Origin of the sequence: Pseudomonas sp. B21-019, from assembly GCF_024749225.1 — a bacterium.
Taxonomy (GTDB): Bacteria; Pseudomonadota; Gammaproteobacteria; order Pseudomonadales; family Pseudomonadaceae; genus Aquipseudomonas.
The window spans coordinates 844,587-858,023 of the sequence record NZ_CP087193.1; the positions used below are offsets into that span (position 1 = coordinate 844,587).

General features: G+C 57.4%; 13 protein-coding genes and 2 tRNA genes. 14 read left to right on the forward strand and 1 reads right to left on the reverse strand.

The features are described 5' to 3' along the window. The first annotated feature begins 3 nt into the window (after positions 1 to 3). The gene (locus LOY36_RS03685; RefSeq protein ID WP_258672335.1) at positions 4 to 408 is read left to right on the forward strand and encodes an MFS transporter; all 405 of its coding nucleotides are present in this window, start codon (positions 4 to 6) and stop codon (positions 406 to 408) included. 9 nt (positions 409 to 417) lie between these two features. Here the strand turns inward: LOY36_RS03685 and LOY36_RS03690 are convergent, their stop codons facing one another. Further along, a complete protein-coding gene (locus LOY36_RS03690; RefSeq protein WP_007900503.1) occupies positions 418 to 726 on the reverse strand; it encodes a YhbY family RNA-binding protein in 309 nt (102 codons plus the stop codon). Positions 727 to 827: 101 nt separating this feature from the next. On the opposite strand from LOY36_RS03690, the gene rlmE reads away from it, so the two are divergent. The 13 genes from rlmE to truB all read left to right on the forward strand — a co-directional run bounded on the left by rlmE (position 828) and on the right by truB (position 13,430). Further along, the gene (gene rlmE, locus LOY36_RS03695) at positions 828 to 1,457 is read left to right on the forward strand and encodes a 23S rRNA (uridine(2552)-2'-O)-methyltransferase RlmE (RefSeq protein ID WP_007933535.1); all 630 of its coding nucleotides are present in this window, start codon (positions 828 to 830) and stop codon (positions 1,455 to 1,457) included. 202 nt (positions 1,458 to 1,659) lie between these two features. Continuing rightward, entirely contained in the window at positions 1,660 to 3,570 is a 1,911-nt protein-coding gene (gene ftsH, locus LOY36_RS03700) for an ATP-dependent zinc metalloprotease FtsH (RefSeq protein WP_018929483.1), read from the forward strand. Between the two features lie 8 nt (positions 3,571 to 3,578). Continuing rightward, positions 3,579 to 4,430 carry a dihydropteroate synthase gene (folP, locus tag LOY36_RS03705; RefSeq protein ID WP_019582454.1) on the forward strand — a complete coding sequence of 284 codons (852 nt, stop codon included), beginning with the start codon at positions 3,579 to 3,581 and terminating at the stop codon, positions 4,428 to 4,430. Positions 4,431 to 4,446: 16 nt separating this feature from the next. After that, a complete protein-coding gene (glmM, locus tag LOY36_RS03710; RefSeq protein WP_258672336.1) occupies positions 4,447 to 5,784 on the forward strand; it encodes a phosphoglucosamine mutase in 1,338 nt (445 codons plus the stop codon). A gap of 66 nt (positions 5,785 to 5,850) precedes the next feature. Further along, complete coding sequence (gene tpiA, locus LOY36_RS03715) at positions 5,851 to 6,606, forward strand: triose-phosphate isomerase (RefSeq protein WP_007933541.1); 756 nt, start codon at positions 5,851 to 5,853, stop codon at positions 6,604 to 6,606. 4 nt (positions 6,607 to 6,610) lie between these two features. Further along, a complete protein-coding gene (gene secG, locus LOY36_RS03720) occupies positions 6,611 to 6,994 on the forward strand; it encodes a preprotein translocase subunit SecG (RefSeq protein WP_018929487.1) in 384 nt (127 codons plus the stop codon). Between the two features lie 22 nt (positions 6,995 to 7,016). Next, positions 7,017 to 7,102, forward strand: a tRNA-Leu gene (locus tag LOY36_RS03725). A 96-nt stretch (positions 7,103 to 7,198) separates the two neighbouring features. Further along, positions 7,199 to 7,275: transfer RNA gene (locus tag LOY36_RS03730), tRNA-Met, on the forward strand. A 138-nt stretch (positions 7,276 to 7,413) separates the two neighbouring features. After that, a complete protein-coding gene (rimP, locus tag LOY36_RS03735) occupies positions 7,414 to 7,872 on the forward strand; it encodes a ribosome maturation factor RimP (RefSeq protein WP_007973115.1) in 459 nt (152 codons plus the stop codon). Between the two features lie 47 nt (positions 7,873 to 7,919). Then, complete coding sequence (nusA, locus tag LOY36_RS03740; RefSeq protein ID WP_007933547.1) at positions 7,920 to 9,401, forward strand: transcription termination factor NusA; 1,482 nt, start codon at positions 7,920 to 7,922, stop codon at positions 9,399 to 9,401. 27 nt (positions 9,402 to 9,428) lie between these two features. Next, complete coding sequence (infB, locus tag LOY36_RS03745) at positions 9,429 to 11,948, forward strand: translation initiation factor IF-2 (protein WP_019582451.1); 2,520 nt, start codon at positions 9,429 to 9,431, stop codon at positions 11,946 to 11,948. Positions 11,949 to 12,107: 159 nt separating this feature from the next. Further along, positions 12,108 to 12,509 carry a 30S ribosome-binding factor RbfA gene (gene rbfA / locus LOY36_RS03750; RefSeq protein WP_007900467.1) on the forward strand — a complete coding sequence of 134 codons (402 nt, stop codon included), beginning with the start codon at positions 12,108 to 12,110 and terminating at the stop codon, positions 12,507 to 12,509. Positions 12,510 to 12,512: 3 nt separating this feature from the next. Continuing rightward, positions 12,513 to 13,430, forward strand: a complete 918-nt coding sequence (gene truB, locus LOY36_RS03755) for a tRNA pseudouridine(55) synthase TruB (protein WP_007933551.1) — start codon at positions 12,513 to 12,515, stop codon at positions 13,428 to 13,430. The last annotated feature ends 7 nt before the right edge of the window (positions 13,431 to 13,437 follow it).

Genomic DNA, 13,437 nt, shown 5'->3' on the forward strand with positions numbered 1-13,437 from the left:
GCCATGCTTTGGCAGCTGACCCAGATGCTCTGGGTTGGCGGCTTGTGGTTGTTGCACATCGGTCTGCTGCCGGTGCTGGGGCAAATAGGCCTGGCGCCGCTGCTGATCGACGAAATTGCAGGCATGCTGAACACGCTGATGGTGGGATTCGCCACAGCGAGTGTGATTTTTCAGGCTTTGGTGTTGGTACAGGCCGAGGGCCTTGCCAGTCTATGGCGGGATATTCGCGGGCAACTGCTGCTGATGGCGCTGTATGGGTGCGCGATGTATTTCGCAGTACGCTTCGGTTGGCCGCAGGCGCTGCATTGGCAGTTGTTCAGCTATCTTGTTCTGGGCTTTTCCGGGCTGGTGCTGGTCATGCAGCCGGTGCCTGGATGGAGTGTCAGGGTGCGCGAAGCACACCCTTGACCCTTGTCATCACTTGAAGCGATGGACGTTCGAAAGCTGCTTGTTGACGCTGAAGTTCTTGCGGTAAATCAGCGCCATCTTGCCGATGACCTGAACCAGATCGGCTTTGCCGGCCTTGCAGAGTTCTGCAATGGCTGCCAGGCGCGATTCGCGATCGAGGATGTTGAGCTTGATTTTGATCAGCTCGTGATCCGCCAAAGCGCGTTCAAGTTCGGCTAACACACCTTCAGTCAAGCCGTTGTCAGCCACAATCAAAACTGGTTTCAGATGGTGGCCAATGGACTTGTACTGTTTCTTCTGCTCTTGAGTGAGCGGCATAATCTGACCCTTTCGTCTGGATTCTGTAAAATGGCGGCCATTTTACCCGAGGGCTCGTGGATCCGCCCAATTAATCACGACCCTTATCATCGAGGTGCCCAATGGCGCGTTCCAAGACAAGCCTTGGTTGGCTGAAAAGACATGTCAACGATCCCTACGTGAAGCAGGCACAGAAGGATGGCTACCGCTCGCGTGCGAGTTACAAACTTCTGGAGGTCCAGGAGAAATACAAGCTGATCCGTCCCGGCATGAGCGTTGTCGACCTGGGTGCGGCGCCCGGGGGGTGGTCGCAGGTGACTAGCCGTCTGATTGGTGGTCAGGGGCGTCTGATCGCCTCGGACATTCTGGAAATGGACAGCATTCCGGACGTGACTTTCATTCAGGGGGACTTCACCGAGGACGAAGTGCTCACGCGGATCCTTGAAGCTGTGGGTAATTCGCAGGTGGACCTTGTGATTTCCGATATGGCCCCCAATATGAGTGGTACGCCTGAAGTGGACATGCCAAAAGCCATGTTTCTTTGCGAGCTGGCGCTTGATTTGGCTGAGCGGATACTCAAGCCGGGTGGCAATTTTGTGATCAAGATTTTTCAGGGCGAGGGGTTTGATGTTTACCTGAAGGATGCTCGTCGGAAATTCGACAAGATCCAGATGATCAAGCCAGACTCTTCCCGTGACAGTTCCCGCGAGCAATACATGCTGGCTTGGGGTTACCGCGGGCGTAGTGAGTAAAACGAGGTTTTTTGGCGGGGTGATAGGTTTTTCATATTTCGCCCCGCGTGCATTAGCGAATATCGTGTAGAAAGTGTTTCACAAAGGGTTACAGACGGCGCCTGCCAGAGCCGTAGGTAATGTAGTAAGTTAGGCCGGTGAATATCATGCGAAGCGCGCGCCATTAGCGGAGCTTGCTTCAGAGGGTAGTTAATTGAACGATATGGCAAAGAATCTGATCCTGTGGTTGATCATCGCGGCTGTCCTGGTGACGGTGATGAACAACTTCTCCAGCCCTAACGAGCCGCAGACCCTCAACTATTCCGACTTCATCCAGCAGGTCAAGGATGGCAAGGTCGAGCGCGTAGCGGTTGATGGCTACGTGATTACCGGCAAGCGCAACGATGGCGACAGCTTCAAGACCATTCGTCCGGCAATCCAGGACAACGGTCTGATCGGCGACCTCGTGGATAACCACGTTGTGGTCGAAGGCAAGCAGCCTGAGCAGCAAAGCATCTGGACTCAACTTCTGGTCGCAAGCTTCCCGATCCTGGTGATCATCGCCGTCTTCATGTTTTTCATGCGGCAGATGCAGGGCGGTGCCGGTGGCAAGGGTGGGCCGATGAGTTTCGGCAAGAGCAAGGCGCGCCTGCTCTCCGAAGATCAGGTGAAAACCACCCTGGCTGACGTTGCAGGTTGTGACGAAGCCAAGGAAGAAGTCGGCGAACTGGTTGAGTTCCTGCGTGATCCGGGCAAGTTCCAGCGCCTGGGCGGTCGCATTCCTCGCGGCGTGCTGATGGTTGGTCCTCCGGGTACCGGTAAAACCTTGCTGGCCAAGGCGATTGCCGGCGAAGCCAAAGTACCGTTCTTTACTATTTCCGGTTCCGATTTCGTCGAAATGTTCGTCGGCGTCGGTGCCAGCCGTGTCCGTGACATGTTCGAGCAGGCGAAGAAACATGCGCCATGCATCATCTTCATCGATGAAATCGACGCCGTCGGTCGCCACCGTGGTGCTGGCATGGGTGGTGGTCACGATGAGCGCGAGCAGACCCTCAACCAGTTGCTGGTAGAGATGGACGGCTTCGAAATGAATGACGGCATCATCGTCATCGCCGCGACCAACCGTCCGGACGTGCTGGACCCTGCGTTGCTGCGTCCGGGCCGCTTCGACCGTCAGGTCGTGGTTGGCCTGCCGGACATCCGTGGTCGCGAGCAGATTCTCAAAGTCCACATGCGCAAAGTGCCGATGGGTGACGACGTCGCTCCGGCCGTGATCGCTCGTGGTACTCCTGGTTTCTCCGGTGCTGACCTGGCCAACCTGGTGAACGAGGCTTCGTTGTTTGCAGCTCGTGCCGGCAAGCGCATCGTCGAAATGAAAGAGTTCGAACTGGCTAAAGACAAGATCATGATGGGTGCCGAGCGCAAATCCATGGTCATGTCCGAGAAAGAAAAGCAGAACACTGCTTATCACGAAGCTGGCCACGCTATCGTCGGTCGCGTCGTGCCTGAGCATGATCCGGTCTACAAGGTGTCGATCATTCCGCGCGGTCGCGCACTTGGTGTGACCATGTTCCTGCCGGAAGAAGATCGCTACAGCCTGTCCAAGCGTGCACTGATCAGCCAGATCTGCTCGCTGTACGGCGGTCGTATCGCTGAAGAGATGACCCTGGGCTTCGATGGCGTCACCACCGGTGCGTCCAACGACATCATGCGTGCCAGCCAGATAGCACGAAACATGGTGACCAAGTGGGGGCTGTCGGAAAAACTCGGTCCATTGATGTACGCCGAAGAAGAGGGCGAAGTGTTCCTTGGTCGTGGCGGCGGTGGTCAGCATGCCAGTTTCTCTGGCGAGACGGCCAAGCTGATCGACTCCGAAGTGCGCAGCATCATTGACCAGTGCTACGGCACGGCCAAGCAGATCCTCACGGATAACCGTGACAAGCTTGATGCGATGGCGGATGCCTTGATGAAGTACGAGACGATCGATGCCGATCAGATCGATGACATCATGGCAGGTCGTACGCCTCGCGAACCTCGCGACTGGTCTGGCGGCAACGACACTTCCGGCACGCCTCCGGTGGTGCAGGATGGGCGTCCGGAAACACCTATCGGCGGCCCGGCTGCTGACGTTTAAGGTTTGAAATGACTTCTGTTCAGTCCTCGACCCGGTTGCCTTGCGGCAACCGGGTTCTTGATTTGGCCCAGACGCATGTCATGGGCATTCTCAATGTCACTCCCGATTCCTTTTCCGATGGCGGTCGATACAGCCAGCTGGACGCGGCCCTGCGCCACGCCGAGGCGATGGTGGCGGCCGGTGCGACGCTGATCGACGTCGGTGGCGAATCGACCCGGCCCGGTGCCAGGGCCGTTTCGCCGCTTGAAGAGCTCGAGCGCGTAGCGCCTATCGTTGAGCGCATCAGTCGCGAACTGGATGTGATTATCTCGGTCGATACCTCCACGCCTGCCGTCATGCGTGAAACCGCAAGGCTGGGGGCGGGGTTGATCAATGACGTACGCTCGTTGCGTCGAGATGGTGCTCTGGATGCAGCGGCGGCCACTGGTTTGCCGGTGTGCCTGATGCATATGCTCGGCGAGCCGGGCGACATGCAGGACAACCCTCAGTACCAGGATGTTACGAAAGAGGTCGGCGAGTTTCTTGCCGAACGCATGGTTCAGTGTGCATCGGTAGGTATCCCTGCTGAGCGGATCATTCTTGATCCGGGCTTCGGCTTCGCGAAAACCCTGCAGCACAACCTAAGCTTGTTTAAACACATGGAGGCCCTGCATGCCTTGGGGCGGCCCCTGTTGGTCGGGGTGTCGCGAAAAAGCATGATCGGGCAGGCGTTGAATCGTCCGGTGGGTGAGCGTCTGCATGGCGGTCTGGCACTTGCGGCACTGGCTTCGGTCAAAGGTGCGCGTATATTGCGCGTCCATGATGTGGCGGAAACAGTCGACGTGGTGCGGATGATTGCCGCCGTAGAATCAGCCGAATAAGAATGATGGAGTACTTATGAGCAAGAAATACTTTGGCACCGACGGCATTCGTGGTCGGGTCGGTCAATACCCGATCACTCCTGATTTCATGCTCAAGCTTGGCTGGGCGGCAGGCATGGCATTTCGCAGCATGGGCGCTTGCAAGGTGCTCGTGGGCAAGGACACCCGTATCTCCGGTTACATGTTCGAATCGGCGCTTGAGGCTGGGCTGACCTCGGCCGGTGCTGATGTGATGCTGTTGGGGCCAATGCCGACTCCGGCCATCGCCTATTTGACGCGGACCTTTCATGCCGAAGCCGGCATTGTGATCAGCGCTTCGCATAACCCTCATGACGACAACGGCATCAAGTTTTTCTCTGGTAAGGGCACCAAGCTCCCGGATGAAGTCGAGCTGATGATCGAAGAGCTGCTCGACACCCCGATGACCGTGGTTGAGTCGAGCAAGATCGGCAAGGTGTCGCGAATCAACGATGCCTCGGGCCGTTATATTGAATTCTGCAAGAGCAGCGTTCCGGCCGGCACCAGTTTTGCCGGCCTGAAGATCGTGCTCGATTGTGCCCATGGTGCGACCTATAAAGTGGCGCCTAGCGTCTTCCGTGAGTTGGGGGCTGATGTTGTTGTGCTTTCTGCCAATCCTAACGGCCTGAACATCAATGACAATTGCGGTTCGACCCATATGGCGCCGCTGCAAGCGGCCGTACTGGCCGAATGTGCCGATTTGGGTATCGCCTTCGACGGTGATGGTGACCGGGTGCAGATGGTTGATCACACCGGCGCTGTCGTCGATGGTGATGAGCTGCTGTTCATCATCGCGCGCGACCTGCAGGAGCGTGGCAAGTTGCAGGGCGGTGTGGTCGGTACGCTGATGAGTAACCTGGGGCTGGAGTTGGCCCTGGCGGATCTGGCGATTCCTTTTGTGCGGGCCAACGTTGGTGATCGTTACGTCATCTCCGAGTTGCTGGAGCGCGATTGGCTGGTGGGCGGTGAAAACTCGGGGCACATTGTCTGCTTCAGTCACACCACTACCGGTGATGCGATCATTGCTGCATTGCAGGTCTTGATGGCGCTGAAGCGGCGCGCAGAAGGCCTGGCTCAGTCGCGTCAGGCGTTGCGCAAGTGCCCTCAGGTGTTGATCAATGTGCGGTTTGGCGGTGGTGTGAGCCCGCTTGAGCATCCGACTGTCAAGGAGGCCAGTGATCGTGTCACTCAAGCGATGGCGGGCCGCGGGCGCGTGTTGTTGCGCAAGTCCGGGACAGAGCCGCTGGTGCGTGTCATGGTCGAAGGCGAGGACGAAACGCAGGTTCGCGATTACGCCGAAGAGCTGGCAAAACTGGTAACTGAAGTTTCTGCCTGATTTCGGCTTGCCAGCCATGATTGTGTTGGGTAACATCTGCGCCCACTTTGACCGACGAGGTACAGCATGCGTCGCCCTATGGTAGCTGGTAACTGGAAGATGCACGGTACCCGCGCCAGCGTCGCTGAGCTGATCGACGGCCTTCGTCATCTGGCCTTGCCGAGCGGTGTTGATGTCGCGGTGTTCCCGCCTTGCTTGTATATCAATCAAGTGATTGATGGTTTGCAAGGGAAGTCGATTTCGGTCGGCGCGCAGAACTCTGCGATTGAATCCGGGCAGGGTGCGTTGACAGGTGAGATTTCACCGAGTCAGTTAGTGGATGCAGGTTGTTCCCTGGTGCTTGTCGGGCACTCCGAGCGCCGCCAGATAATGGGCGAGCTCGACGGGACGCTGAATCGCAAATTTGCGGCAGCACAGGCGTGTGGCTTGATTCCGGTGTTGTGTGTAGGGGAAACCCTCGAGCAGCGCGAGGCTGGAAAAACTCTTGAGGTTGTCGGGCGTCAGCTGGGCAGCATCATCGAGGAGCTGGGTGTTGGTGCTTTTGCAAAGGCAGTAATTGCTTACGAGCCGGTCTGGGCCATTGGTACTGGGCTGACTGCTTCGCCGCAACAAGCGCAGGATGTGCACGCAGCCATTCGCGCCCAGTTGGCGGCAGAGAATTCTGAAGTCGCACAAGGTGTGCGGCTTCTATACGGCGGCAGCGTGAAGGCGGCCAATGCGGCCGAACTGTTCGGCATGCCGGATATCGATGGGGGGCTCATTGGTGGGGCTTCCCTGAATGCAGATGAGTTCGGTGCGATTTGTCGCGCCGCGGGAAACTGAAAAAATGCTGGAAACAGTCGTAGTCGTTTTTCATCTGCTGGGTGCGTTGGGCGTAGTTGCTCTGGTATTGCTGCAGCAGGGTAAAGGTGCGGACGCTGGTGCATCTTTCGGAGCAGGTGCTTCAAATACTGTGTTCGGAAGCCAAGGTACCTCTACCTTTCTTAGTAAGTTTACTGCTATACTTGCCGCCGGTTTCTTCATGACCAGCTTGGGGTTAGGTTACTTTGCTAAAGAGAAAGCTCATCAGCTGACTCAAGTAGGTTTGCCAAACCCGGCAGTGTTGGAAGTTCCAAAGCAAAAACCGGCTTCTGATGATGTCCCGGTGCTTCAAGAGCAAAAGTCGGCTACTCCAGCGACTGACGTGCCTCCAGCTCAAGAGCAGAAGTAAGAAGAGTTTCAAACGTAGTATTGCCGAGGTGGTGGAATTGGTAGACACGCAACCTTGAGGTGGTTGTGCCCATAGGGTGTAGGGGTTCGAGTCCCCTTCTCGGTACCAATTATCAGGAGAGCCCGCTGTTGCGGGCTTTCTTGTAGGTGGAAGGTTACATTGACCCTGTCAGGGATCGGTCGTATACTTCCGCCCCAGCTTTGTCGCGGGGTGGAGCAGTCTGGTAGCTCGTCGGGCTCATAACCCGAAGGTCGTCGGTTCAAATCCGGCCCCCGCAACCAGTTTAAGGAGCCCCTTTTCAGGGGCTTTTTGTTAGCTGGACACTTTCAACGCCGCTATTCGGCGGCGTTTCAAGGATGGGCGTTTCGCCCATTTTTTTATTTTGCATAGCATGCACATACATGCACGAGGGGGTTCAGGTGTCGAGCAAGCTAGAAGAGTTGCAGGCCTTGCTGGCCCCGGTGGTCGTGGCCCTAGGCTATGAATGCTGGGGTATTGAGTTTTCGGCTCAAGGTCGCCACTCAATGTTGCGCGTTTATATCGATAAAGAAGGCGGCGTGCTGGTGGACGATTGTGCCATCGTCAGTCGCCAGATCAGCGGTGTGCTGGATGTTGAAGATCCAATCTCCGTTGAATACACCCTTGAAGTTTCCTCGCCTGGCATGGAACGCCCACTGTTCACTCTTGAGCAGTTTGCAAAATTTGCCGGTGAACAAGTGAAGATCAAGCTGCGCTCGCCTTTTGAAGGTCGACGCAACTTTCAGGGCCTTCTGCGCGGTGTAGAAGAGCAGGACGTCGTGGTGCAGGTTGAAGACCATGAGTTCCTGTTGCCGATCGATATGATCGACAAGGCCAACATTATTCCCAGTTTTGACTGAGACGCGGATCCCGCGGATCCAATGGCTTGCGAAAGGCGAGGCGTACGATGAGCAAAGAAGTACTGCTGGTTGTTGAGTCGGTATCCAATGAAAAGGGCGTACCGGCAAACGTAATTTTTGAAGCGCTGGAGCTGGCTCTGGCCACTGCTACCAAAAAGCGTTTCGAGGACGAAGTCGATCTGCGTGTGGAAATCAATCGCCACACCGGTGCTTATGAGACATTCCGTCGCTGGACGGTCGTCGAAGAAGCAGATCTGGACGATCCGGCTATCGAAACCTGGCCGAGCAAGGTTGCGCAAACGCATCCTGGCGCCAAGGTCGGTGACGTTGTCGAAGAAAAAATCGAATCCATCGAGTTCGGCCGCATTGCTGCACAGACTGCCAAGCAAGTCATCGTGCAGAAAGTTCGCGAAGCCGAGCGTGCTCAAGTCGTTGATGCCTATCGCGAGCGTCTGGGGGAAATCATCTCCGGCACCGTGAAGAAAGTCACCCGCGACAACGTGATCGTCGACCTGGGCAATAACGCAGAAGCGTTGCTGGCCCGTGAAGACATCATCTCTCGCGAAACCTTCCGGGTTGGCGTGCGTCTGCGTGCGCTGCTCAAGGAAATCCGCACCGAGAACCGCGGCCCGCAGTTGATCCTGTCGCGTACCGCGCCGGAAATGCTGATCGAGTTGTTCCGCATCGAAGTGCCGGAAATCGCTGAAGGCCTTATCGAAGTAATGGCTGCGTCCCGTGACCCGGGTTCGCGTGCCAAGATCGCGGTCCGCTCCAAGGACAAACGCATCGACCCGCAAGGCGCTTGCATCGGTATGCGCGGTTCGCGCGTCCAGGCAGTGTCCGGCGAGTTGGGCGGTGAGCGTGTGGACATCGTCCTGTGGGACGATAACCCGGCTCAGTTCGTGATCAATGCAATGTCGCCGGCTGAAGTGGCGGCAATTATCGTTGACGAAGATGCCCATGCAATGGACATCGCCGTTGGCGCAGACAATCTGGCTCAGGCCATCGGTCGCGGTGGTCAGAACGTGCGTCTGGCTAGCCAGTTGACTGGCTGGACCCTGAACGTGATGACCGAATCGGACATCCAGGCTAAGCAACAAGCAGAAACCGGCGACATCCTGCGCAACTTCATCGACGAGCTGGAAGTCGACGAAGACCTGGCACAGGTGCTGGTAGATGAAGGTTTCACCAGCCTGGAAGAGATTGCCTACGTACCGTTGGAAGAAATGCTCAACATCGACGGCTTTGACGAAGAAACCGTTAACGAGCTTCGCGCTCGCGCCAAGGATCGTTTGTTGACCAAAGCCATCGCTACTGAGGAAAAGCTGGCAGACGCCCATCCGGCCGAAGACCTGCTCTCGCTTGAGGGTATGGACAAGGATTTGGCGATGGAACTGGCGGTGCGCGGCGTAATTACCCGCGAAGACCTGGCCGAGCAGTCTATTGACGACCTGCTCGACATCGACGGCATTGACGATGATCGTGCCGGCAAGTTGATCATGGCCGCCCGAGCCCACTGGTTCGAGTAATTAGGCGCGGCCTGAGGAGAGAAGTGCATGACGCAAGTCACGGTGAAACAACTGGCCGATGAGGTCAAAACACCGGTAGAGCGCCTGTTGCAGCAGATGCGTGAGGCAGGTCTGCCGCACACCGCCGCCGAAGAACATGTGACTGACAGTGAGAAGCAATCTTTGCTGACTCACTTGAAAAGCAGTCACAAGGCGAAAGTGGAAGAACCACGCAAGATCACGCTGCAGCGTAAAACCACCAGCACCCTGCGTGTTGCTGGCAGCAAAAGCATCAGCGTTGAAGTACGCAAGAAGAAAGTCTTCGTGCAGCGCAGCCCGGAAGAAATCGAAGCCGAGCGCAAACGCGAACTGGAAGAACGTCGCGCAGTAGAAAATGCTGCACGTCAGAAGGCTGAAGAAGAAGCCAAGCGTCGCGCCGAAGAAGAAGCGCGTCGCCAGCCTGCTGCTGCGCAAACCGCTCCTGTCGAAGCTGTCGCAGCGCCTGTTGCAGTTGCCGAACCCGTGCGTGAAAGCGCCCCGGTCGTGGCCGCTGCACCTGCAGCCGACACTCGCAAACGCGACGAGCAGCGTCGTCCGGACAAACCACGTGCCGACGATAGCAATCGTCGTGGCAGTGGCGATGGCGAGCGCAAAAACGCTCCGCATCGTGCTTCGGTCAAGGAAAAAGCGCCTGCTCCACGCGTTGCGCCACGTACTACCGACGAAGAAAGCGATGGCTTCCGTCGTGGTGGTCGCGGCAAGGCCAAGCTGAAGAAACGCAACGCCCACGGTTTCCAGAGCCCAACCGGCCCTGTTGTGCGCGAAGTGAAGATCGGCGAGACCATCACTGTTGGCGATCTCGCCCAGCAGATGTCGGTCAAGGCTGCTGAAATCATCAAGTTCATGTTCAAACTGGGTACCCCAGCGACCATCAACCAGGTATTGGATCAGGAAACTGCCCAACTGGTTGCTGAAGAGCTGGGCCACAAAGTGACCCTGGTCAGCGACACCGCCCTGGAAGATTCCCTGGCAGAGTCCCTGAAGTTTGAAGGTGAGACGTTCTCCCGTGCACCGGTTGTGACCGTAATGGGTCACGTTGACCACGGTAAGACCTCGCTGCTCGACTACATCCGTCGCGCCAAGGTAGCTGCTGGCGAAGCCGGTGGTATCACCCAGCACATCGGTGCGTACCACGTTGAAACCGAACGCGGCATGGTCACCTTCCTCGACACCCCTGGTCACGCCGCGTTTACCGCCATGCGTGCCCGTGGTGCCAAGGCGACCGACATCGTGATCCTGGTGGTTGCAGCGGACGACGGCGTAATGCCGCAGACCGTTGAAGCTGTTCAGCACGCTCAGGCGGCTGGCGTACCTCTGGTTGTTGCAGTGAACAAAATCGACAAGCCGGGCGCCGATCTCGATCGCATCCGTAGCGAATTGTCGGTTCACGGCGTGACTTCGGAAGAGTGGGGCGGCGACACCCCGTTCGTATCGGTTTCGGCGAAAGTCGGTACCGGCGTGGACGAGTTGCTCGAAGCTGTTCTGCTGCAAGCTGAAGTTCTCGAACTGAAAGCAACCCCATCGGCCCCTGGTCGTGGTGTTGTGGTTGAATCGCGTCTCGACAAAGGTCGTGGCCCGGTTGCAACCGTTCTGGTTCAAGACGGTACCCTGCGCCAGGGCGACATGGTGCTGGTCGGTTCGAACTATGGCCGCGTTCGCGCCATGCTCGACGAGAACGGCAAGCCAATCAAGGAAGCCGGTCCTTCCATCCCTGTCGAGATCCTCGGCCTGGACGGTACTCCGGACGCTGGCGACGAGATGAGCGTAGTTGCTGACGAGAAGAAAGCCCGTGAAGTGGCTCTGTTCCGTCAAGGCAAGTTCCGCGAAGTCAAACTGGCCCGTGCTCACGCCGGCAAGCTTGAAAACATCTTCGAGAACATGGGTCAGGAAGAGAAGAAGACGCTCAACATCGTCCTCAAATCCGACGTCCGTGGTTCGCTGGAAGCGTTGAACGGTGCCTTGAATGGCCTGGGTAACGACGAAGTGCAAGTGCGTGTGGTCGGTGGCGGTGTCGGTGGTATCACCGAATCCGACGCCAACCTGGCACTGGCCTCCAACGCTGTACTGTTCGGCTTCAACGTGCGTGCCGATGCCGGCGCTCGCAAGATCGTCGAGCAGGAAGGTCTGGATATGCGTTACTACAACGTGATCTACGACATCATCGAAGACGTCAAGAAAGCCCTTACCGGTATGCTGGGCAGCGATGTTCGCGAGAACATCCTGGGTACCGCTGAAGTGCGTGACGTGTTCCGTTCGCCGAAGTTTGGCGCGATCGCCGGTTGCATGGTTATCGAAGGTGTTGTTCACCGTAACCGTCCAATCCGTGTACTGCGTGAAGACATCGTTATCTTCGAAGGCGAGCTGGAATCCCTGCGCCGCTTCAAGGATGACGCTTCCGAAGTACGTGCCGGCATGGAATGCGGTATCGGCGTGAAGAGCTACAACGACGTCAAAGTCGGTGACAAGATCGAAGTCTTCGAGAAGGTTCAGGTTGCTCGCAGCCTCTAACTCGCGCACTTCAAGAGCCGTGATGGCCAGCCGCATGCAATTGCGCGGCGCATCAGTCGGACTCTAAACGCAACGCCCGGTCTGGCTTTTGTCAGGCCGGGCGTTTGCCGCTTTCAGACCCTTCGGGTTTCACCGTGGGGCAGTAACAGGTAACAAGACATGGCAAAAGAATATAGCCGTACCCAACGTATCGGCGATCAGATGCAGCGTGAGCTGGCACAGCTGATCCGTCGTGAAGTCAAAGACCCGCGCGTCGGGCTGGTCACCATTACCGCTGTTGAAGTCAGCCGTGACGTCGGTCACGCCAAGATCTTCATCACCGTGATGGGGCAGGACAGCCGCGACGACATCGCGCAAAGCATCAAGGTGCTCAACTCCGCCGCCGGCTTCCTGCGCATGCAGTTGGCTCGCGAGATGAAGTTGCGCAGCGTTCCTCAGTTGCACTTCCATTACGACGAAAGCGTCGTACGTGGCGCGCACCTGTCGGCCCTGATCGAACGCGCGGTGGCTGAAGACAATCAGCACCCGGTAGCGGCTGAACCCGAAGACGCCAAGGAGTAATCGGTGGCTCAGGTCAAACGTATCCGTCGTAACGTCAGCGGTATCATCCTGCTCGACAAGCCGTTGGGGTTCACTTCCAACGCGGCGTTGCAGAAGGTCCGCTGGTTGCTCAATGCCGAGAAGGCCGGGCACACCGGCAGTCTCGATCCGCTGGCCACTGGCGTGTTGCCGTTGTGCTTCGGCGAGGCCACCAAGTTCTCGCAATACCTGCTCGATTCCGACAAAGGTTATGAAACCCTGGCGCAACTGGGCAAGACCACCACCACGGCGGATGCCGAAGGTGAGGTTTTGCTGGAACGTCCGGTGACCGTTGGTCGTGCCGATATCGAAGCTGTGTTGCCGAAATTTCGTGGGCAAATCAGTCAGATACCGCCGATGTACTCGGCACTCAAGCGCGATGGGCAGCCGCTGTACAAGCTGGCCCGTGCAGGTGAAGTAGTGGAGCGCGAACCGCGTTCTGTTACTATTGCGCGCTTGGAATTACTGGCCTTTGAGGGTGATACTGCGCGGCTTGCGGTGGATTGCAGCAAAGGCACCTATATCCGTACCCTGGTGGAGGATATCGGTGAGCAACTCGGTTGTGGCGCTTACGTGGCTGAATTGCGACGTACCCAGGCCGGGCCTTTCACGCTTGCACAGACCGTCACTCTGGAAGAGCTGGAAGCGGTACATGCCGAAGGCGGCAACGAAGCAGTCGACCGCTTCCTGATGCCATCGGACAGCGGCCTGCTGGATTGGCCACTGTTGCAGTTCTCGGAAGCGAGCGCGTTCTACTGGCTCAACGGCCAGCCGGTACGTGCCCCGGATGCACCGAAATTTGGCATGGTACGGGTACAGGATCACAATGGTCGCTTCATCGGTATCGGTGAAGTGAGCGAAGACGGGCGCATCGCGCCACGTCGACTGATTCGGTCAGAATGACCGAACG

What these genes read in the sequence shown, in the direction of transcription:
- LOY36_RS03685 (WP_258672335.1), top strand. Translation starts at nt 4, where the DNA reads ATGCTTTGGCAGCTGACCCAGATGCTCTGGGTTGGCGGCTTGTGGTTG.
- LOY36_RS03690 (WP_007900503.1), bottom strand. Translation starts at nt 726, where the DNA reads ATGCCGCTCACTCAAGAGCAGAAGAAACAGTACAAGTCCATTGGCCAC.
- rlmE (WP_007933535.1), top strand. Translation starts at nt 828, where the DNA reads ATGGCGCGTTCCAAGACAAGCCTTGGTTGGCTGAAAAGACATGTCAAC.
- ftsH (WP_018929483.1), top strand. Translation starts at nt 1,660, where the DNA reads ATGGCAAAGAATCTGATCCTGTGGTTGATCATCGCGGCTGTCCTGGTG.
- folP (WP_019582454.1), top strand. Translation starts at nt 3,579, where the DNA reads ATGACTTCTGTTCAGTCCTCGACCCGGTTGCCTTGCGGCAACCGGGTT.
- glmM (WP_258672336.1), top strand. Translation starts at nt 4,447, where the DNA reads ATGAGCAAGAAATACTTTGGCACCGACGGCATTCGTGGTCGGGTCGGT.
- tpiA (WP_007933541.1), top strand. Translation starts at nt 5,851, where the DNA reads ATGCGTCGCCCTATGGTAGCTGGTAACTGGAAGATGCACGGTACCCGC.
- secG (WP_018929487.1), top strand. Translation starts at nt 6,611, where the DNA reads ATGCTGGAAACAGTCGTAGTCGTTTTTCATCTGCTGGGTGCGTTGGGC.
- nusA (WP_007933547.1), top strand. Translation starts at nt 7,920, where the DNA reads ATGAGCAAAGAAGTACTGCTGGTTGTTGAGTCGGTATCCAATGAAAAG.
- infB (WP_019582451.1), top strand. Translation starts at nt 9,429, where the DNA reads ATGACGCAAGTCACGGTGAAACAACTGGCCGATGAGGTCAAAACACCG.
- rbfA (WP_007900467.1), top strand. Translation starts at nt 12,108, where the DNA reads ATGGCAAAAGAATATAGCCGTACCCAACGTATCGGCGATCAGATGCAG.